Source organism: Escherichia fergusonii ATCC 35469, from assembly GCF_000026225.1.
Lineage (GTDB): Bacteria > Pseudomonadota > Gammaproteobacteria > Enterobacterales > Enterobacteriaceae > Escherichia > Escherichia fergusonii.
Genome location: NC_011740.1, coordinates 3,356,114 through 3,375,115 on the forward strand (window position 1 = coordinate 3,356,114; position 19,002 = coordinate 3,375,115).

Here is a 19,002-nt window from a genome sequence, read left to right on the forward strand (position 1 = left end):
CCTTAACCTGTGATCCGGTTACTCGTCAGCGATGCTTGCCGGTGGCCAGTTTTCCAGGCGCATGCCCAGAGACAGTCCACGGGAAGCCAGCACGTCTTTAATCTCAGTAAGAGATTTTTTACCAAGGTTAGGCGTTTTAAGGAGCTCAACCTCGGTACGCTGTACCAGATCACCGATATAGTGGATAGCTTCTGCTTTAAGGCAGTTAGCAGAGCGGACAGTCAATTCCAGATCGTCAACAGGGCGCAGCAGGATCGGATCGAACTCTGGTTTCTCTTCTTTCACTTCAGGCTGACGTACATCACGTAAGTCAACGAAAGCTTCCAGTTGTTCAGCCAGAATGGTTGCCGCACGACGAATCGCCTCTTCAGGATCGATTGTGCCGTTGGTTTCCATTTCGATGACCAGCTTGTCCAGGTCGGTACGCTGTTCTACACGCGCTGCTTCAACATTGTAGGCAATACGCTCCACAGGGCTGTAGCATGCGTCGACCAGCAGACGGCCGATTGGGCGCTCATCTTCTTCCGAATGAATTCGGGTAGAAGCCGGCACATAACCACGACCGCGCTGAACTTTGATACGCATGCTAATAGACGCGTTCTCATCGGTCAGGTGGCAGATCACGTGCTGCGGCTTGACGATTTCGACATCACCGTCGTGGGTGATATCGGCTGCAGTCACAGGGCCAATGCCAGATTTATTCAAGGTAAGAATAACTTCATCTTTGCCCTGAACTCTCACCGCCAGCCCTTTCAGGTTGAGCAGGATTTCCAGGATATCTTCCTGAACGCCTTCTTTGGTGCTGTACTCATGTAGTACACCATCAATCTCAACCTCGGTCACCGCGCAACCCGGCATCGATGAGAGCAGAATACGGCGCAGTGCGTTACCCAGAGTATGGCCAAAGCCACGCTCTAAAGGCTCAAGGGTCACCTTGGCGTGCGTCGAACTCACTTGCTCGATATCAACCAGGCGCGGTTTTAGAAACTCTGTCACAGAACCCTGCATTGTGTCCTCTCTTTGGTACTAAGCTTTACTTGGAGTAAAGCTCGACGATCAGGTGTTCGTTAATGTCCGCAGACAGATCAGAACGCTCCGGCTTACGCTTAAACGTACCTTCCATCTTGCCAGCATCAACTTCCAGCCAGGTTGGCTTTTCACGCTGCTCAGCCAGCTCCAGAGCGGCTTTCACGCGAGACTGCTTCTTCGCTTTCTCACGAATGCTTACAACGTCATTCGGACTAACCTGATAAGAAGCGATGTTAACAACACGACCGTTTACCATAATTGCTTTATGGCTAACCAGCTGACGTGCTTCTGCACGAGTGGCACCGAAGCCCATACGGTATACAACGTTGTCCAGACGACCTTCCAGCAGAGCCAACAGGTTTTCACCGGTGTTGCCTTTCAGACGTGCTGCTTCTTTGTAGTAGTTACGGAACTGACGCTCCAGCACACCATAGATACGGCGAACTTTTTGCTTTTCACGCAACTGCACACCATAGTCAGACAGACGCGGTTTACGCGCACCGTGCTGGCCAGGAGCTTGTTCAATTTTACACTTGGTATCGATCGCGCGAACGCCAGACTTAAGGAATAAGTCGGTGCCCTCACGACGGCTCAGCTTGAGCTTAGGACCCAAATATCTTGCCATTTTCTTTCTCCAACAAACCTGGAAAACGAGGCGTTATACGCGACGTTTTTTCGGCGGACGACAACCGTTATGAGGGATCGGAGTCACATCAGTAATGTTAGTGATGCGGAAACCTGCGGCGTTCAGAGCACGAATAGTAGATTCGCGGCCTGGACCCGGACCTTTAACCATAACTTCCAGATTCTTGATGCCGTATTCTTTCACGGCGTCAGCGCAACGCTCTGCTGCAACCTGAGCTGCAAACGGAGTGGATTTGCGAGAACCACGGAAACCGGAACCACCGGCTGTTGCCCAACCCAACGCGTTACCCTGACGATCAGTGATAGTCACGATGGTGTTGTTGAAAGAAGCATGGATATGAGCCACGCCGTCAGAGACTTGTTTTCTTACACGTTTACGTGCACGAATTGGTGCCTTTGCCATTATTCAATCACCCCGATTATTTCTTGATCGGTTTGCGCGGACCCTTACGGGTACGTGCGTTGGTCTTGGTACGCTGACCGCGAACCGGGAGACCACGACGATGACGCAAACCGCGATAGCAACCAAGATCCATCAGGCGCTTGATGCTCATGCTGATTTCACGGCGCAGATCACCTTCAACGACAAATTTGGCAACTTCGTCACGCAGCGTGTCGATTTGTCCTTCAGACAGCTCACTGATCTTAACATCTTCAGCGATACCCGCTGCAGCCAGGATGGCTTTAGAACGGGTCTTGCCGACGCCATAAATCGAAGTTAATGCGATTACGGCATGCTTATGATCAGGAATGTTAATGCCTGCTATACGGGCCACTATGCACTCCTACTATTTAATATGTACGTTCCATGCTGAAAAGCCCGTTTTCAGGATACTCAAATGGAAACGCACAGACATACAAAAGATTGGCTGGCTAATCTAGCCAGCTCAACCCAACTTTGCAAGAAAAATATGCGAAAAAATCAGCCTTGGCGCTGTTTATGCTTCGGCTCGGCACTGCAAATCACACGGATGACACCATCACGCTTAACGATTTTGCAGTTACGGCATAATTTCTTGACGGAAGCACGAACTTTCATTTTTACTCTCCGTAACTTCTCGGGCGACCAATTATCGGCCGTAGCCTTTCAGGTTCGCCTTCTTCAATGCAGACTCATACTGACTGGACATCATCAGAGTTTGCACTTGAGCCATAAAGTCCATAATCACGACAACAACGATAAGCAGTGAGGTCCCACCGAAGTAGAACGGTACTTTCATTGCATCACGCATGAACTCCGGGATCAGGCAGATAAAGGTAATGTACAGCGCACCAACCAGGGTCAGGCGGGTCATTACTTTATCGATATACTTCGCCGTTTGCTCTCCCGGACGAATTCCTGGTACAAATGCACCGGACTTCTTCAGGTTATCTGCTGTTTCACGCGGGTTGAAAACCAACGCCGTGTAGAAGAAACAGAAGAAGATGATTGCAGACGCATAGAGTAACACATAAAGCGGTTGCCCAGGCTGCAAATACAGCGAAATTGTTGTCAGCCAGTTCCAACCAGTACCGCCCCCGAACCATGACGCGATGGTAGCCGGGAACAGAATAATACTGGAAGCGAAGATTGCCGGGATTACCCCCGCCATATTCACTTTCAGCGGTAAATGTGTGCTCTGTGCAGCATAGACACGACGACCTTGCTGACGTTTTGCGTAGTTTACCACAATGCGGCGTTGACCACGCTCAACAAATACAACAAAGAACGTCACTGCAAATACTAATACTGCAACCAACAGCAACACGAGGAAGTGCAGGTCGCCTTGACGCGCTTGCTCGATAGTATGGGCAATGGCTGGCGGGAGTCCCGCGACAATACCGGCGAAGATAATGATTGAAATACCGTTGCCGATACCTCGTTCAGTAATCTGTTCGCCCAACCACATCAGGAACATCGTTCCTGTGACCAGACTTACAACAGCGGTGAAGTAGAACGCAAAGCCCGGGTTAATAACCAGGCCTTGCATACCAGGCATATTCGGCAGACCGGTAGCAATACCGATCGACTGGAATATTGCCAGCACCAGAGTACCGTAACGGGTGTACTGGCTGATCTTACGACGACCAGACTCCCCTTCTTTCTTAATTTCTGCCAATGTTGGGTGAACCACCGTCAGCAGCTGGATAATGATCGACGCCGAGATATACGGCATGATCCCCAGAGCAAAGATAGAAGCACGGCTGAGAGCACCACCAGAGAACATGTTAAACATCTCAATGATGGTGCCTCGCTGTTGCTCAAGCAGTTTGGCAAGTACAGCGGCATCAATACCAGGGATCGGAATAAAAGAGCCAATACGGAACACAATCAGCGCACCGATAACAAACAGCAGTCTGCGTTTCAGCTCGCCTAAGCCACCTTTGGCACTTTGAAAATCTAATCCCGGTTGTTTAGCCATCTGCTACTTATTCCTCGATTTTACCGCCAGCAGCTTCGATAGCAGCACGAGCGCCTTTAGTAACACGCAGGCCACGAACAGTTACCGGAGTAGTTACTTCGCCAGCCAGGATCACTTTCGCGAACTCGATCTGGATACCGATAATGTTAGCCGCTTTCAGCGTGTTCAGGTCTACAACACCGCCTTCTACTTTAGCCAGATCAGACAGACGAACTTCGGCTGTAATCGCTGCTTTACGAGAAGTGAAGCCGAATTTCGGCAGACGACGGTACAGAGGCATCTGACCACCCTCGAAACCGCGACGTACGCCACCGCCAGAACGAGACTTCTGACCTTTGTGACCACGACCACCGGTTTTACCGAGGCCAGAACCGATACCACGACCCAGGCGTTTACCCGCCTTTTTGGAGCCTTCGGCCGGAGACAGAGTATTTAAACGCATCTCTTACTCCTCAACTTTAACCATGAAGGAAACCGCGTTGATCATACCGCGAATAGCAGGAGTATCCTCGCGCTCTACGGTGTGACCAATACGACGCAGACCCAGGCCAAGCAGCGTTGCCTTGTGTTTCGGCAGACGACCGATTGCACTGCGGGTTTGAGTAATTTTAATAGTCTTTGCCATGGTTTATTTCCCCAGAATTTCTTCAACGGATTTACCACGCTTGGCAGCGACCATTTCTGGAGAATTCATATTTTCCAGGCCATCGATAGTTGCACGAACCACGTTAATCGGGTTGGTGGAACCATACGCTTTAGCCAGAACGTTATGAACCCCAGCGACTTCCAGAACGGCGCGCATTGCACCACCGGCGATGATACCGGTACCTTCGGAAGCCGGCTGCATGAATACGCGAGAACCCGTATGAACACCTTTAACAGGGTGTTGCAGAGTGCCGTTATTCAGCGCGACGTTAATCATATTGCGACGGGCTTTTTCCATCGCTTTCTGGATCGCTGCTGGAACTTCACGCGCTTTACCGTAACCAAAACCAACGCGACCGTTACCATCGCCAACTACAGTCAGAGCTGTGAAGGAGAAAATACGACCACCTTTAACGGTTTTAGATACGCGGTTTACCGCGATCAGCTTTTCCTGCAGTTCGCCAGCTTGTTTTTCGATGTGAGCCATCTTACACCTCTACCTTAGAACTGAAGGCCAGCTTCACGGGCAGCATCTGCCAGTGCCTGGACACGACCATGATATTGGAACCCGGAACGGTCAAAGGATACATCTTTGATGCCTTTTTCCAGAGCGCGTTCAGCGACAGCTTTACCCACAGCTGCAGCCGCGTCTTTGTTACCGGTGTACTTCAGTTGTTCAGCGATAGCTTTTTCTACAGTAGAAGCAGCTACCAGAACTTCAGAACCGTTCGGTGCAATTACCTGTGCGTAAATGTGACGCGGGGTACGATGTACCACCAGGCGAGTTGCGCCCAGCTCCTGGAGCTTGCGGCGTGCGCGGGTCGCACGACGGATACGAGCAGATTTCTTATCCATAGTGTTACCTTACTTCTTCTTAGCCTCTTTGGTACGCACGACTTCGTCGGCGTAACGAACACCCTTGCCTTTGTAAGGCTCAGGACGACGGTAGGCGCGCAGATCCGCTGCAACCTGCCCGATCACCTGCTTATCAGCGCCTTTCAGCACGATTTCAGTCTGAGTCGGACATTCAGCAGTGATTCCCGCTGGCAGCTGATGGTCAACTGGGTGAGAGAAACCTAAAGACAGGTTTACTACGTTCCCTTTAACCGCTGCACGATAACCTACACCAACCAGCTGCAGCTTCTTAGTGAAGCCTTCGGTAACACCGATAACCATTGAGTTCAGCAGGGCACGCGCGGTACCAGCCTGTGCCCAACCGTCTGCGTAACCATCACGCGGACCGAAGGTCAGGGTATTATCTGCATGTTTAACTTCAACAGCATCGTTGAGAGTACGAGTCAGCTCGCCGTTTTTACCTTTGATCGTAATAACCTGACCGTTGATTTTTACGTCAACGCCGGCAGGAACAACGACCGGTGCTTTAGCAACACGAGACATTTTTTCCTCCGATTAGGCTACGTAGCAGATAATTTCGCCACCAAGACCAGCCTGGCGCGCTGCACGATCAGTCATAACACCTTTAGAGGTAGAAACAACTGCGATACCCAGACCCGCCATAACTTTCGGCAGCTCATCTTTACGTTTATAGATGCGCAGACCTGGGCGGCTGACACGCTGAATGCTTTCTACAACAGCTTTGCCCTGGAAATACTTCAGAGTAAGTTCCAGTTCAGGCTTGGTGTCGCCTTCAACTTTAAAATCTTCAATAAAACCTTCTTCCTTCAGCACGTTGGCGATTGCCACTTTCAGCTTGGAGGAAGGCATGGTGACCGCAGCTTTGTTCGCGGCCTGACCGTTACGGATACGGGTCAGCATATCCGCGATCGGATCTTGCATGCTCATCTGTCTTTACTCCCGTGATTCAATTGGTGACAATTACCAGCTAGCCTTTTTCAGACCCGGGATTTCACCGCGCATAGCGGCTTCACGGACCTTAATACGGCTCAACCCGAACTTCCGCAGGAAACCATGCGGACGACCTGTTTGACGGCAGCGGTTACGCTGACGAGACGGGCTGGAATCACGCGGCAGAGTCTGCAGCTTGAGAACAGCGTTCCAACGATCTTCGTCGGAAGCGTTCACATCAGAGATGATCGCTTTCAGTTCAGCGCGTTTCGCGAAGTATTTATCAGCTAAAGCTACGCGTTTTACTTCGCGTGCTTTCATTGATTGCTTAGCCATTTAGTAACCCTACCTTACTTGCGGAACGGGAAGTCAAAGGCAGCCAGCAGAGCACGGCCTTCTTCGTCAGATTTCGCAGTAGTGGTAATGGTAATATCCAAACCACGAACGCGGTCGACTTTATCGTAGTCGATTTCTGGGAAGATGATCTGCTCACGGACACCCATGCTGTAGTTACCACGACCGTCGAAAGACTTAGCGGACAGGCCACGGAAGTCACGGATACGCGGTACAGCAATAGTGATCAGGCGCTCAAAGAACTCCCACATGCGTTCGCCACGCAGAGTTACTTTACAGCCGATCGGATAGCCCTGACGGATTTTGAAGCCTGCAACAGATTTGCGTGCTTTGGTGATCAGCGGTTTTTGACCGGAGATTGCTGCCAGGTCTGCTGCTGCGTTATCCAGCAGTTTTTTGTCAGCGATCGCTTCACCAACACCCATGTTCAGGGTGATCTTCTCGACCCGAGGGACTTGCATGACAGAATTGTAGTTAAACTCAGTCATGAGTTTTTTAACTACTTCGTCTTTGTAGTAATCATGCAGTTTCGCCATCGTACTACTCCAAATTACTTGATAGTTTCGCTGTTAGACTTGAAGAAACGGACTTTTTTACCGTCTTCGAATCTAAAGCCTACACGGTCAGCCTTGCCGGTTGCCGCATTGAAGATTGCTACGTTGGAAACCTGAATAGCGGCTTCTTTTTCAACGATGCCACCCGGTTGGTTCAGGGCCGGAACCGGCTTCTGATGTTTCTTAACCAGGTTGATACCTTCAACAATGACCTTGCCGGAAGACAGGACATTCTTAACTTTACCGCGTTTACCTTTATCTTTACCGGTTAACACGATAACTTCGTCATCACGACGGATTTTCGCTGCCATGATTCGCTCCTTAGAGTACTTCTGGTGCCAGAGAGATAATTTTCATGAACTTCTCACTACGAAGCTCACGAGTTACCGGCCCAAAAATACGCGTACCGATAGGCTGCTCGCTGTTGTTGTTCAGAAGAACACAAGCATTACCATCGAAGCGAATGACAGAACCGTCCGGGCGACGAACACCCTTCTTGGTGCGCACCACTACCGCCTTCAGCACATCACCTTTTTTGACCTTACCACGCGGAATTGCTTCTTTGATGGTGATCTTGATGATGTCGCCTACGCCTGCGTAGCGACGGTGCGAGCCACCCAGAACCTTGATACACATTACGCGACGTGCACCGGAGTTGTCGGCGACGTTCAGCATAGTCTGTTCTTGGATCATTTTAGTGCTCCGCTAATGTCAACTACTACTGAGACCCGAAAATCAGGTCGTTAAAAATCCCCATATCGAGGGCGCGGCATTATAACACCGCTTCAAGGATATGGGTAGAAAAAATAAACGGCTCATTTCTGAGCCGTTTATTCGTATCGAGAGAGTGTACTGTATTACAGAACCGCTTTCTCTACAACGCGAACCAGCGTCCAGGATTTAGTCTTGGACAGCGGACGGCATTCGCGGATTTCAACCACGTCACCGATACCGCATTCGTTGTTCTCGTCATGTACGTGCAGTTTGGTCGTACGCTTGATGAATTTACCGTAGATCGGGTGTTTCACAAAACGTTCGATAGCAACAACAATGGATTTCTCCATTTTGTCGCTAACAACGCGACCTTGCAGAGTACGGATTTTATCGGTCATTACGCACCCGCCTTCTCGTTCAGTAAAGTCTTAACGCGTGCGACATCGCGACGCACTTGCTTCAACAGGTGAGACTGTTGCAGCTGGCCACTTGCAGCCTGCATACGCAGGTTGAACTGCTCACGCAGCAGGTTCAGCAGCTCGGTGTTCAGCTCTTCAACGCTCTTCTCACGCAGCTCTTTTGCTTTCATTACATCACCGTCTTAGTTACAAAGGTGGTTTTAATCGGCAGTTTCGCTGCTGCCAGCTTGAATGCTTCACGGGCCAGCTCTTCCGGAACACCGTCCATTTCATACAGGACTTTACCCGGCTGAATCAAGGCAACCCAATACTCCACGTTACCTTTACCTTTACCCATACGCACTGCCAGCGGCTTTTCAGTGATCGGTTTGTCCGGGAACACACGGATCCAGATCTTACCTTGACGCTTAACTGCACGGGTCATAGCACGACGTGCTGCTTCGATCTGACGTGCAGTCAGACGACCACGGCCAACAGCTTTCAGACCGAAGCTGCCGAAGCTAACATCCGTACCCTGCGCCAGACCGCGGTTACGGCCTTTGTGCATTTTACGGAATTTTGTACGCTTTGGTTGTAACATCAGCGACGCTCCTTATTTACGGCCTTTACGCTGCTGCTTTTTAGGCTGAGCAGCCGGTTTTTCCGGTTGTTCAACAGCAGCCATACCACCCAGGATCTCGCCTTTGAAGATCCACACTTTAACGCCGATTACACCGTAAGTGGTGTGCGCTTCAGAGGTGTTGTAGTCGATGTCAGCACGCAGAGTGTGCAGCGGTACGCGACCTTCGCGGTACCATTCGGTACGTGCGATTTCCGCGCCGCCCAGACGGCCGCTAACTTCAACTTTAATACCTTTAGCGCCCAGACGCATTGCGTTCTGTACAGCACGCTTCATAGCACGACGGAACATAACGCGACGTTCCAGCTGAGAAGTGATGCTGTCAGCAACCAGTTTTGCGTCCAGTTCAGGCTTACGAACTTCGGCGATGTTGATCTGTGCAGGAACGCCAGCGATGTCCGCTACGACCTTACGCAGTTTTTCTACGTCTTCACCTTTTTTACCGATAACGATACCCGGGCGAGCAGTGTGAATGGTTACACGGATGCTCTTAGCCGGACGCTCGATAACGATACGAGATACGGACGCTTTAGCCAGTTCCTTAGTCAGGTACTGACGTACTTTAAAATCGCTGTCCAGGTTGTCAGCGAATTCTTTGGTGTTCGCAAACCAGGTAGAGTTCCATGGTTTTACAATACCCAGGCGAATACCATTAGGATGTACTTTCTGACCCATTGCTAGTCTCCAGAGTCTCAGCGATCGGACACAACCACAGTGATGTGGCTGGTGCGCTTCAGGATGCGATCTGCACGACCTTTTGCACGCGGCATAATGCGCTTCATGCTCGGGCCTTCGTCTACGAAAATTTTCGTAACTTTCAGATCGTCAATGTCAGCGCCATCGTTGTGTTCAGCGTTAGCAATGGCAGATTCCAGAACTTTCTTGACCAGTACAGCCGCTTTCTTGTTGGTGTAGGTCAAAATATCCAGAGCCTGCGACACTTTCTTACCGCGAATCAGGTCAGCAACAAGGCGAACCTTCTGAGCAGAAGAACGAGCATGGCGATGTTTAGCGATAGTTTCCATCTCTTCCTCCTACCTTATTTCTTCTTCGCTTTTTTATCAGCAGCGTGGCCGCGATAAGTACGAGTCGGTGCGAATTCACCCAGTTTGTGACCGACCATTTCGTCGGTTACAAATACCGGAACGTGCTGACGACCATTATGGACAGCGATGGTCAAACCGATCATGTTAGGAAAGATCGTTGAACGACGGGACCAAGTGCGCAGGGGCTTCTTGTCTCCGCTTTCCACCGCTTTCTCTACCTTCTTCAGCAAGTGCAGGTCAATAAAAGGACCTTTCTTGAGAGAACGTGGCATGGCTTATCCTCTAAAATTATTTGCTACGGCGACGTACGATGAATTTATCAGTACGCTTGTTGCTGCGGGTCTTCTTACCTTTGGTCTGAACGCCCCACGGAGTTACCGGGTGCTTACCAAAGTTACGACCTTCACCACCACCATGTGGGTGGTCTACCGGGTTCATCGCGGTACCGCGAACGGTCGGACGAACACCACGCCAGCGTGCAGCACCTGCTTTACCCAGAACGCGCAGCATATGCTCAGCATTGCCAACTTCGCCCAGAGTTGCACGGCAGTCTGCTTCTACTTTACGCATTTCACCAGAACGCAGACGCAGGGTGACATAAGCACCATCACGAGCAACGATCTGAACGTAAGTACCAGCGGAACGTGCCAGCTGACCGCCTTTACCTGGTTTCATTTCTACGTTATGAACAGTAGAACCAACCGGGATGTTGCGCATCGGCAGGGTGTTACCTGGTTTGATTGCAGCATCAACGCCAGACTGAATCTGGTCGCCAGCTTTCAGGCCTTTAGGGGCCAGGATGTAACGGCGTTCACCGTCTTTGTACAGAACCAGCGCGATGTTCGCGGAACGGTTCGGATCGTACTCAAGACGTTCAACAACTGCCGGGATACCGTCTTTGTTGCGTTTGAAGTCAACAATACGGTAAGCCTGCTTGTGGCCACCACCGATATGACGAGTGGTGATACGGCCATTGTTGTTACGACCACCGGATTTGCTGTTTTTTTCCAGCAACGGAGCAAAAGGTTTGCCCTTGTGCAGCTCAGGGTTAACCACTTTAACAACGTGGCGACGACCCGGAGATGTCGGTTTACATTTAACAACTGCCATTGTATTACTCCTCCGACTTACTCAGCGCCGCCAACGAAGTCCAGATTCTGGCCTTCTTTCAGGGTGACGTAAGCTTTTTTCCAGTCGCTACGACGACCGATACGCTGTCCGTGACGTTTAACTTTCCCTTTAACTACCAGGGTGTTAACGACTTCGACTTCGACTTCAAACAGTTTCTGCACAGCAGCTTTGATTTCTGCTTTGGTCGCGTCTTTAGCAACTTTGAGTACGATGGTGTTGGATTTTTCCATCGCAGTAGACGCTTTTTCAGAAACGTGCGGTGCACGCAGCACCTTCAGCAGACGTTCTTCACGAATCATGCCAGCATCTCCTCAACTTGCTTAACAGCATCAGCAGTCATTACGACTTTGTCGAAGGCGATCAGGCTAACCGGGTCGATACCAGTTGCATCGCGTACGTCAACCTTGTGCAGGTTGCGCGCAGCCAGGAACAGGTTTTCGTCCAGCTCACCGGTGATGATCAGCACATCTTCCAGAGCCATGTCTTTCAGTTTCTGTGCCAGCAGCTTAGTTTTCGGCGCTTCTACAGAGAACTTCTCGACAACGATCAGACGATCCTGACGTACCAGTTCGGACAGGATGCTTTTCAGCGCGCCGCGGTACATCTTCTTGTTAACTTTTTGACTGTGGTCCTGCGGACGAGCAGCAAAGGTCACGCCACCAGAACGCCAGATCGGGCTCTTGATAGAACCAGAACGCGCACGGCCGGTGCCTTTCTGGCGCCACGGTTTTTTACCGGAACCAGTTACTTCAGCACGAGTCTTCTGAGCACGAGTACCCTGACGAGCACCAGCTGCATAAGCAACAACAACCTGGTGAACCAGCGCTTCGTTGAAATCACGACCGAAGGTAGTTTCGGAAACAGTCAGCGCGCTCTGCGCGTCTTTCAATACTAATTCCATTGCTATCTCCTTACGCCTTCACAGCTGGTTTAACGATCAGGTCGCTACCGGTTGCACCCGGGACAGCACCTTTAACCAGCAGCAGGTTGCGCTCAGCGTCAACGCGTACTACGTCAAGGCTCTGAACGGTTACACGTTCGTTACCCATCTGACCTGCCATTTTCTTGCCTTTGAACACTTTGCCCGGAGTCTGGTTCTGACCGATAGAACCCGGAACGCGGTGAGACAAGGAGTTACCGTGAGTAGCGTCCTGGGTACGGAAGTTCCAGCGCTTAACGGTACCTGCGAAACCTTTACCTTTAGAGGTGCCAGTTACGTCAACTTTTTTAACGTCAGCAAACAGTTCAACGCTAATGCTCTGACCTACAGTGAACTCTTCGCCTTCAGCCAGGCGGAATTCCCACAGACCACGGCCAGCTTCTACGCCAGCTTTAGCGAAGTGGCCAGCTTCAGGTTTGGTCACACGGTTTGCTTTTTTAGCACCGGTGGTAACCTGGATAGCACGGTAGCCATCGTTAGCCAGGTCTTTAACCTGAGTAACGCGGTTTGCTTCAACTTCGATTACGGTTACTGGGATAGAAACGCCATCTTCTGTGAAGATACGGGTCATACCCACTTTCTTACCGACTAAACCAATCATTGTTTCAACCTCTCAATCGCTCAATGACCTGATTAACCCAGGCTGATCTGCACGTCTACACCGGCAGCCAGATCCAGACGCATCAGAGCATCAACGGTTTTCTCGGTTGGCTCAACGATGTCAACCAGACGCTTGTGAGTGCGGATTTCGTACTGATCGCGCGCATCTTTATTGACGTGCGGAGAGATCAGAACGGTAAAGCGCTCTTTGCGGGTCGGCAGCGGGATCGGACCACGAACCTGCGCACCAGTGCGCTTGGCAGTCTCGACGATTTCCGCAGTTGATTGATCGATCAGACGATGATCAAACGCTTTCAGGCGGATACGGATTCTTTGGTTCTGCATGAGACCAGAGCTCCAATTATTTTATAAACGAAAATGATTACTCCTCAGACCCATTACGATTGATGGGAGAGTGTAACCGTTCTTACGTAGCTCCCCGATTGGGAGCATTGTTAGGTAGTCAAATTCGACTATCTGAGGTTCAGATTGAACCTGCTGTCAACTACGACAAGCTCGCGCATTATACGCAAATCTCAGCATCACGCAAGTATCGCGTAGAAATTAATCGTGATGAGGGGATTGCGAGCAGCATTCCACGAAATTTGTAAGGTTGTGAAGATAGCGTTTTTCACCGGAACCAGGTTAACAAAGCCGCGATTTCTCTGTTGCTGAGTATCAGGAATTATTCGATGGTGCTACTCCAATTACAGAGGATGTTTTATGGACGCTACCCTTCCCTTTCTGACTTTGTACGCTTGTTTAACAGCCCTACTTTTTTTCTGGGATGCAAAGCATGGCTTGTTACCTGACAGATTTACGTGCCCATTACTCTGGTCAGGTCTTATGTTCTATCAAATTTGTCATCCTGACAATTTAGCCGATGCGTTATGGGGGGCGATTATTGGTTACGGCACATTCGCAGTCATTTACTGGGGATATCGCATACTGCGTCATAAAGAAGGATTAGGTTATGGCGATGTGAAGTTTCTCGCGGCCCTTGGCGCCTGGCATACATGGGCATTCCTGCCACGGCTGGTTTTCCTTGCTGCTTCATTCGCTTGCGGAGCCGTAGTTATTGGTCTGCTTATGAGAGGAAAAGAATCATTAAAAAACCCGCTGCCTTTTGGACCATACCTGGCGACTGCGGGTTTCGTTGTAGGTTGGGACAGCCTGCTTTCTGAATTTAATCTTTAACTTTGATTTGTGATTGCAGGTAATTTTGCAGGCCAATTTTGCCAATGAGATCTAACTCTGTTTCGAGCCAGTCGATATGCCCTTCTTCATCAGCAAGGATCTCGATCATCATATCGCGGCTAACATAGTCATGAACGCTGTCGGCATAAGCGATAGCCTCACGGAGATCCTTCGCACCTTCCAGCTCTAATCGCAGGTCGGATTGCAACATCTCGTCGACATCTTCACCAATCCCCAGTTTGCCTAAATCCTGTAAGTTAGGAATCCCTTCTAAGAACAAAATACGCTCGATATATTTATCGGCGTGTTTCATCTCATCGATAGATTCATGGTACTCGACGTCATTAAGGCGCATCAGACCCCAGTTTTTAAACATCCGGGCATGAAGAAAATACTGATTGATCGCGACAAGCTCATTTCCCAATAGTTTATTGAGATAATTTATGATTTTAACATCACCTTTCATTTTATAGTCCCTCCGCTTCCACTATTAGAGCGTAGATGGGGCTAGCGGGATGTCAAAAAATAAGCGTGATCTTCAGGCAATCTCTTTAAATTCTGGCATCTGCATCAACTCGTCCTGCATCACTTCGCGTGCGGCGCGAATGCACTTACCGCATTGATTTCCTACAGGAATAAACTTGCGTAATTGTTGGAAAGACTGAGGATGAAACTGACGAACTGCCTGGCGAATTTTTTTGTCACTTACACCATTACACAAACAAACGTACATGATTACTCCCGTTCAAAATCTGCGCAAAGTGTAAATGAGAATAGTTATGATTACAATAGCACAGTTTTATTTGCGCCACAGTTCAGCGTGCCAAATTACGACTAAATATTTCGAACTCAAATTACGGGCAGCAAAAAGGGCGCCGAAGCGCCCTTTTTAATTCGAAACTAATTAACGTGTAATTAGCCCAGAACTTTAGCAACAACGCCCGCACCAACGGTACGGCCGCCTTCACGGATTGCGAAACGCAGACCGTCGTCCATCGCGATCGGGTGGATCAGGGTAACAACCATTTTGATGTTGTCGCCCGGCATTACCATCTCTACGCCTTCCGGCAGTTCGATGGTACCAGTCACGTCAGTAGTACGGAAGTAGAACTGCGGACGGTAGCCTTTGAAGAACGGAGTATGACGGCCGCCTTCATCTTTGGACAGAATGTACACTTCAGATTCGAACTTGGTGTGCGGTTTGATGGTGCCCGGCTTAGCCAGTACCTGACCACGTTCGATTTCTTCACGTTTGATACCACGCAGCAGAACACCTACGTTCTCACCAGCACGGCCTTCGTCCAGCAGTTTGCGGAACATTTCAACGCCAGTACAGGTAGACTTCTGAGTCTCTTTGATACCAACGATTTCAACTTCTTCACCAACTTTGATGATACCGCGTTCTACACGACCGGTAACAACGGTACCACGACCGGAGATGGAGAACACGTCTTCGATCGGCAGCAGGAACGGCTTGTCAATCGCACGCTCTGGTTCCGGAATGTAAGAATCCAGGAAGCCAGCCAGTTCCAGGATTTTCGCTTCCCACTCTGCGTCGCCTTCCAGCGCTTTCAGAGCAGAACCACGAACGATCGGAGTGTCGTCGCCCGGGAAGTCGTACTGAGACAGAAGTTCACGAACTTCCATTTCAACCAGTTCCAGCAGCTCTTCGTCATCAACCATGTCGCATTTGTTCAGGAACACGATGATGTACGGAACGCCTACCTGACGACCCAGCAGGATGTGCTCACGAGTCTGCGGCATCGGGCCGTCAGTCGCAGCAACTACCAGGATCGCGCCGTCCATCTGAGCAGCACCGGTGATCATGTTTTTAACATAGTCGGCGTGCCCCGGGCAGTCTACGTGTGCGTAGTGACGGGTCGGGGTGTCATATTCAACGTGAGAAGTGTTGATGGTGATACCACGAGCTTTTTCTTCCGGCGCGTTATCGATCTGGTCGAATGCACGAGCAGCACCGCCGTAGGTTTTAGCCAGTACGGTGGTGATTGCAGCGGTCAGAGTAGTTTTACCGTGGTCAACGTGGCCGATAGTACCAACGTTAACGTGCGGTTTTGTACGTTCAAATTTTTCTTTAGACACGGCTATATTCCTTACTATAGTGCTCTCCCCTTCAGGAGAGAGCACGGGACTTTGGTATTAACCCTTAGGCTTATTTACCACGGGCTTCAATTACGGCCTGAGCAACGTTACTCGGCGCTTCATCATACTTCAGGAATTCCATGGTGTATGATGCACGACCTTTGGTCAGAGAACGCAGCTGAGTTGCATATCCGAACATTTCAGACAGCGGTACTTCAGCGTGGATCTTAACGCCAGTAACTTCAGATTCCTGACCTTTGAGCATACCACGACGACGGCTCAAGTCACCGATAACGTCACCGGTGTTCTCTTCCGGAGTTTCTACTTCAACCTTCATGATCGGCTCAAGCAGAACTGGTTTCGCTTTCTTAAAGCCTTCTTTAAAGGCGATAGAAGCAGCCAGTTTAAACGCCAGTTCAGAGGAGTCAACGTCATGGTAAGAACCGAAGTGCAGACGAATACCCATGTCTACTACCGGGTAGCCTGCCAGCGGACCTGCTTTCAGCTGTTCCTGGATACCTTTATCAACGGCCGGGATGTATTCGCCAGGGATTACACCCCCTTTAATGTCGTTGATGAACTCGTAGCCTTTCGGGTTTGAACCCGGCTCCAGCGGGTACATGTCGATAACAACATGACCATACTGACCACGACCACCAGACTGTTTCGCGTGTTTACCTTCAACATCGGTAACTTTCTGGCGGATAGTTTCACGGTAAGCAACCTGCGGTTTACCTACGTTCGCTTCAACGTTGAATTCACGCTTCATACGGTCAACGATGATGTCGAGGTGCAGTTCGCCCATACCCGCGATGATGGTCTGGTTAGATTCTTCGTCAGTCCATACACGGAAAGACGGGTCTTCTTTAGCCAGACGGCCCAGAGCCAGACCCATTTTTTCCTGGTCAGCTTTGGTTTTCGGTTCAACTGCGATGGAGATTACCGGCTCAGGGAATTCCATACGTTCCAGAATGATCGGCGCATCCGGGTCACACAGGGTGTCACCAGTGGTTACGTCTTTCAGACCGATAGCAGCAGCGATATCGCCCGCGCGAACTTCTTTGATCTCTTCACGTTTGTTAGCGTGCATCTGAACGATACGACCGAAACGCTCACGTGCAGCTTTCACGGAGTTCAGTACGGTATCACCAGAGTTAACCACACCGGAGTACACACGGAAGAAGGTCAGGTTACCAACAAACGGGTCGGTAGCGATTTTGAACGCCAGTGCAGAGAACGGCTCGTCATCACTTGCGTGACGTTCAGCCGGAGTATCTTTACCGTCGTCCAGGATACCGTTGATCGCAGGTACGTCAACCGGGGATGGCAGGTAATCAATTACCGCATCCAGCATCGCCTGAACACCTTTGTTCTTGAACGCAGAACCACAGGTTACCAGGATGATTTCGTTGTTCAGAACGCGCTGACGCAGAGCACCTTTGATTTCTGCTTCAGTCAGTTCTTCACCACCCAGGTATTTTTCCATCAGCTCTTCAGAAGCTTCAGCTGCGGATTCGATCAGGTTCTGGTGCCATTCGTTAGCCAGTTCAACCATGTCTGCCGGGATATCTTCGTATTCGAAGGTTACGCCCTGGTCAGCGTCGTTCCAGTTGATAGCTTTCATTTTCACCAGGTCAACAACACCGGTGAAATGTTCTTCAGCACCAATCGCCAGCTGCAGCGGAACCGGGTTCGCGCCCAGACGGGTTTTGATCTGGTTAACAACTTTCAGGAAGTTCGCACCCATGCGGTCCATTTTGTTAACGAACGCAATGCGCGGAACTTTATATTTGTTTGCCTGACGCCATACGGTTTCAGACTGCGGCTGAACACCACCAACTGCGCAGTAAACCATTACCGCACCATCGAGAACACGCATGGAACGTTCTACTTCGATTGTGAAGTCAACGTGCCCCGGGGTGTCGATGATGTTGATGCGATGCGGCTCATACTGCTTAGCCATACCAGACCAGAATGCAGTAGTTGCAGCGGAAGTGATGGTAATACCACGTTCCTGCTCCTGCTCCATCCAGTCCATGGTTGCAGCGCCGTCATGAACTTCACCGATTTTATGGTTTACACCGGTGTAGAACAGAATACGTTCGGTAGTAGTGGTTTTACCGGCGTCGATGTGCGCACTGATACCGATGTTACGGTAGCGTGCGATGGGTGTTGTACGAGCCATTTGTTTCCTCGTTTATCTTTTAGGCGTTCAATTTAAGTAGCCCAAAGCGGGCTGCTTACTGGAAGCGCCCGCCTGGTGACTAAAACTCCGAAGGGATTACCAACGGTAGTGTGCGAACGCCTTGTTGGCTTCGGCCATACGGTGAACGTCTTCACGTTTCTTAACTGCAGTACCTTTGTTTTCTGCAGCATCAGAAAGTTCGTTCGCCAGGCGCAGAGCCATGGATTTATCACCGCGTTTACGAGCAGCTTCAACGATCCAACGCATTGCCAGAGCATTACGACGAACCGGACGGACTTCAACTGGTACCTGATAAGTAGAACCACCAACGCGGCGAGACTTAACTTCTACAGTCGGGCGCACGTTTTCGAGAGCTACTTCGAATGCTTCCAGTTCAGATTTACCAGAGCGCTGAGCCAGGGTCTCCAGCGCGCTGTATACGATAGATTCGGCAGTAGATTTTTTACCATCTACCATCAGGATATTTACAAATTTAGCCAGCAGTTCTGATCCGAACTTCGGATCCGGCAGAATTTTACGCTGACCAATGACGCGACGACGTGGCATGGAAATACTCCGTTGTTAATTCAGGATTGTCCAAAACTCTACGAGTTTA

Annotated in this window: 33 protein-coding genes; 1 reads left to right on the forward strand and 32 read right to left on the reverse strand. The window is 50.2% G+C overall.

Annotated features, from left to right (window positions below; translation table 11 throughout):
• Positions 1 to 18 precede the first annotated feature (18 nt).
• From EFER_RS16480 to rpsJ, 27 genes are all read right to left on the reverse strand, one after another.
• Positions 19 to 1,008: a DNA-directed RNA polymerase subunit alpha gene (locus EFER_RS16480; protein ID WP_001162094.1), complete on the reverse strand. Its 990-nt coding sequence runs from the start codon at positions 1,006 to 1,008 to the stop codon at positions 19 to 21.
• Between the two features lie 25 nt (positions 1,009 to 1,033).
• A complete protein-coding gene (gene rpsD / locus EFER_RS16485; RefSeq protein WP_000135224.1) occupies positions 1,034 to 1,654 on the reverse strand; it encodes a 30S ribosomal protein S4 in 621 nt (206 codons plus the stop codon).
• A gap of 33 nt (positions 1,655 to 1,687) precedes the next feature.
• The gene (gene rpsK, locus EFER_RS16490) at positions 1,688 to 2,077 is read right to left on the reverse strand and encodes a 30S ribosomal protein S11 (protein WP_001029684.1); all 390 of its coding nucleotides are present in this window, start codon (positions 2,075 to 2,077) and stop codon (positions 1,688 to 1,690) included.
• 16 nt (positions 2,078 to 2,093) lie between these two features.
• The gene (rpsM, locus tag EFER_RS16495; RefSeq protein WP_000090775.1) at positions 2,094 to 2,450 is read right to left on the reverse strand and encodes a 30S ribosomal protein S13; all 357 of its coding nucleotides are present in this window, start codon (positions 2,448 to 2,450) and stop codon (positions 2,094 to 2,096) included.
• A 146-nt stretch (positions 2,451 to 2,596) separates the two neighbouring features.
• A complete protein-coding gene (rpmJ, locus tag EFER_RS16500) occupies positions 2,597 to 2,713 on the reverse strand; it encodes a 50S ribosomal protein L36 (protein WP_000868187.1) in 117 nt (38 codons plus the stop codon).
• Between the two features lie 31 nt (positions 2,714 to 2,744).
• Complete coding sequence (secY, locus tag EFER_RS16505) at positions 2,745 to 4,076, reverse strand: preprotein translocase subunit SecY (protein WP_001118861.1); 1,332 nt, start codon at positions 4,074 to 4,076, stop codon at positions 2,745 to 2,747.
• A 7-nt stretch (positions 4,077 to 4,083) separates the two neighbouring features.
• The gene (rplO, locus tag EFER_RS16510; RefSeq protein ID WP_001238917.1) at positions 4,084 to 4,518 is read right to left on the reverse strand and encodes a 50S ribosomal protein L15; all 435 of its coding nucleotides are present in this window, start codon (positions 4,516 to 4,518) and stop codon (positions 4,084 to 4,086) included.
• A 3-nt stretch (positions 4,519 to 4,521) separates the two neighbouring features.
• Positions 4,522 to 4,701 carry a 50S ribosomal protein L30 gene (gene rpmD / locus EFER_RS16515; RefSeq protein ID WP_001140433.1) on the reverse strand — a complete coding sequence of 60 codons (180 nt, stop codon included), beginning with the start codon at positions 4,699 to 4,701 and terminating at the stop codon, positions 4,522 to 4,524.
• Positions 4,702 to 4,704: 3 nt separating this feature from the next.
• Positions 4,705 to 5,208: a 30S ribosomal protein S5 gene (gene rpsE / locus EFER_RS16520; protein ID WP_000940121.1), complete on the reverse strand. Its 504-nt coding sequence runs from the start codon at positions 5,206 to 5,208 to the stop codon at positions 4,705 to 4,707.
• Positions 5,209 to 5,222: 14 nt separating this feature from the next.
• The gene (gene rplR, locus EFER_RS16525; protein WP_000358960.1) at positions 5,223 to 5,576 is read right to left on the reverse strand and encodes a 50S ribosomal protein L18; all 354 of its coding nucleotides are present in this window, start codon (positions 5,574 to 5,576) and stop codon (positions 5,223 to 5,225) included.
• A gap of 9 nt (positions 5,577 to 5,585) precedes the next feature.
• Positions 5,586 to 6,119: a 50S ribosomal protein L6 gene (gene rplF, locus EFER_RS16530; protein ID WP_000091947.1), complete on the reverse strand. Its 534-nt coding sequence runs from the start codon at positions 6,117 to 6,119 to the stop codon at positions 5,586 to 5,588.
• Positions 6,120 to 6,131: 12 nt separating this feature from the next.
• A complete protein-coding gene (gene rpsH, locus EFER_RS16535) occupies positions 6,132 to 6,524 on the reverse strand; it encodes a 30S ribosomal protein S8 (protein WP_000062611.1) in 393 nt (130 codons plus the stop codon).
• A gap of 33 nt (positions 6,525 to 6,557) precedes the next feature.
• Complete coding sequence (gene rpsN, locus EFER_RS16540) at positions 6,558 to 6,863, reverse strand: 30S ribosomal protein S14 (protein ID WP_001118930.1); 306 nt, start codon at positions 6,861 to 6,863, stop codon at positions 6,558 to 6,560.
• Positions 6,864 to 6,877: 14 nt separating this feature from the next.
• A complete protein-coding gene (gene rplE, locus EFER_RS16545) occupies positions 6,878 to 7,417 on the reverse strand; it encodes a 50S ribosomal protein L5 (protein ID WP_001096200.1) in 540 nt (179 codons plus the stop codon).
• Positions 7,418 to 7,431: 14 nt separating this feature from the next.
• Positions 7,432 to 7,746: a 50S ribosomal protein L24 gene (gene rplX, locus EFER_RS16550; RefSeq protein ID WP_000729185.1), complete on the reverse strand. Its 315-nt coding sequence runs from the start codon at positions 7,744 to 7,746 to the stop codon at positions 7,432 to 7,434.
• 10 nt (positions 7,747 to 7,756) lie between these two features.
• On the reverse strand, positions 7,757 to 8,128 hold the full coding sequence (gene rplN, locus EFER_RS16555; protein WP_000613955.1) for a 50S ribosomal protein L14: 372 nt from the start codon (positions 8,126 to 8,128) through the stop codon (positions 7,757 to 7,759).
• Positions 8,129 to 8,292: 164 nt separating this feature from the next.
• Complete coding sequence (rpsQ, locus tag EFER_RS16560) at positions 8,293 to 8,547, reverse strand: 30S ribosomal protein S17 (RefSeq protein ID WP_000130100.1); 255 nt, start codon at positions 8,545 to 8,547, stop codon at positions 8,293 to 8,295.
• Positions 8,547 to 8,738 (reverse strand): 50S ribosomal protein L29, encoded by a 192-nt coding sequence (gene rpmC, locus EFER_RS16565; RefSeq protein ID WP_000644741.1) that lies wholly within the window; start codon positions 8,736 to 8,738, stop codon positions 8,547 to 8,549. The genes rpsQ and rpmC overlap by 1 nt, the downstream gene beginning before the upstream one ends.
• Entirely contained in the window at positions 8,738 to 9,148 is a 411-nt protein-coding gene (gene rplP / locus EFER_RS16570; protein ID WP_000941212.1) for a 50S ribosomal protein L16, read from the reverse strand. The genes rpmC and rplP overlap by 1 nt, the downstream gene beginning before the upstream one ends.
• A gap of 12 nt (positions 9,149 to 9,160) precedes the next feature.
• Entirely contained in the window at positions 9,161 to 9,862 is a 702-nt protein-coding gene (rpsC, locus tag EFER_RS16575) for a 30S ribosomal protein S3 (protein WP_000529945.1), read from the reverse strand.
• 17 nt (positions 9,863 to 9,879) lie between these two features.
• Positions 9,880 to 10,212, reverse strand: a complete 333-nt coding sequence (gene rplV, locus EFER_RS16580; protein WP_000447529.1) for a 50S ribosomal protein L22 — start codon at positions 10,210 to 10,212, stop codon at positions 9,880 to 9,882.
• Between the two features lie 14 nt (positions 10,213 to 10,226).
• Entirely contained in the window at positions 10,227 to 10,505 is a 279-nt protein-coding gene (gene rpsS / locus EFER_RS16585) for a 30S ribosomal protein S19 (RefSeq protein ID WP_001138117.1), read from the reverse strand.
• A 16-nt stretch (positions 10,506 to 10,521) separates the two neighbouring features.
• Complete coding sequence (rplB, locus tag EFER_RS16590) at positions 10,522 to 11,343, reverse strand: 50S ribosomal protein L2 (protein ID WP_000301864.1); 822 nt, start codon at positions 11,341 to 11,343, stop codon at positions 10,522 to 10,524.
• A 17-nt stretch (positions 11,344 to 11,360) separates the two neighbouring features.
• Positions 11,361 to 11,663: a 50S ribosomal protein L23 gene (gene rplW, locus EFER_RS16595; protein WP_000617544.1), complete on the reverse strand. Its 303-nt coding sequence runs from the start codon at positions 11,661 to 11,663 to the stop codon at positions 11,361 to 11,363.
• Positions 11,660 to 12,265 carry a 50S ribosomal protein L4 gene (rplD, locus tag EFER_RS16600; protein ID WP_000424395.1) on the reverse strand — a complete coding sequence of 202 codons (606 nt, stop codon included), beginning with the start codon at positions 12,263 to 12,265 and terminating at the stop codon, positions 11,660 to 11,662. The genes rplW and rplD overlap by 4 nt, the downstream gene beginning before the upstream one ends.
• A gap of 10 nt (positions 12,266 to 12,275) precedes the next feature.
• Complete coding sequence (rplC, locus tag EFER_RS16605; protein WP_000579833.1) at positions 12,276 to 12,905, reverse strand: 50S ribosomal protein L3; 630 nt, start codon at positions 12,903 to 12,905, stop codon at positions 12,276 to 12,278.
• 32 nt (positions 12,906 to 12,937) lie between these two features.
• Positions 12,938 to 13,249, reverse strand: coding sequence for a 30S ribosomal protein S10 (gene rpsJ, locus EFER_RS16610; protein ID WP_001181005.1), 312 nt, complete (start codon positions 13,247 to 13,249; stop codon positions 12,938 to 12,940).
• Positions 13,250 to 13,627: 378 nt separating this feature from the next.
• Here rpsJ and EFER_RS16620 point away from each other — a divergent pair, with 378 nt between their 5' ends.
• Positions 13,628 to 14,101 carry a prepilin peptidase gene (locus EFER_RS16620; RefSeq protein ID WP_000340172.1) on the forward strand — a complete coding sequence of 158 codons (474 nt, stop codon included), beginning with the start codon at positions 13,628 to 13,630 and terminating at the stop codon, positions 14,099 to 14,101.
• On the opposite strand, the gene bfr is transcribed toward EFER_RS16620, so the two are convergent.
• The 5 genes from bfr to rpsG all read right to left on the reverse strand — a co-directional run bounded on the left by bfr (position 14,091) and on the right by rpsG (position 18,953).
• Positions 14,091 to 14,567, reverse strand: coding sequence for a bacterioferritin (gene bfr, locus EFER_RS16625; RefSeq protein ID WP_000675512.1), 477 nt, complete (start codon positions 14,565 to 14,567; stop codon positions 14,091 to 14,093). The two genes, EFER_RS16620 and bfr, sit on opposite strands and share 11 nt — an antisense overlap.
• 72 nt (positions 14,568 to 14,639) lie before the next feature.
• Positions 14,640 to 14,834 carry a bacterioferritin-associated ferredoxin gene (bfd, locus tag EFER_RS16630; protein WP_000289090.1) on the reverse strand — a complete coding sequence of 65 codons (195 nt, stop codon included), beginning with the start codon at positions 14,832 to 14,834 and terminating at the stop codon, positions 14,640 to 14,642.
• Positions 14,835 to 15,016: 182 nt separating this feature from the next.
• Entirely contained in the window at positions 15,017 to 16,201 is a 1,185-nt protein-coding gene (gene tuf, locus EFER_RS16635; protein WP_000031783.1) for an elongation factor Tu, read from the reverse strand.
• A 70-nt stretch (positions 16,202 to 16,271) separates the two neighbouring features.
• The gene (fusA, locus tag EFER_RS16640; protein ID WP_000124700.1) at positions 16,272 to 18,386 is read right to left on the reverse strand and encodes an elongation factor G; all 2,115 of its coding nucleotides are present in this window, start codon (positions 18,384 to 18,386) and stop codon (positions 16,272 to 16,274) included.
• Positions 18,387 to 18,482: 96 nt separating this feature from the next.
• Complete coding sequence (rpsG, locus tag EFER_RS16645) at positions 18,483 to 18,953, reverse strand: 30S ribosomal protein S7 (protein WP_001138043.1); 471 nt, start codon at positions 18,951 to 18,953, stop codon at positions 18,483 to 18,485.
• Between the last annotated feature and the right edge of the window lie 49 nt (positions 18,954 to 19,002).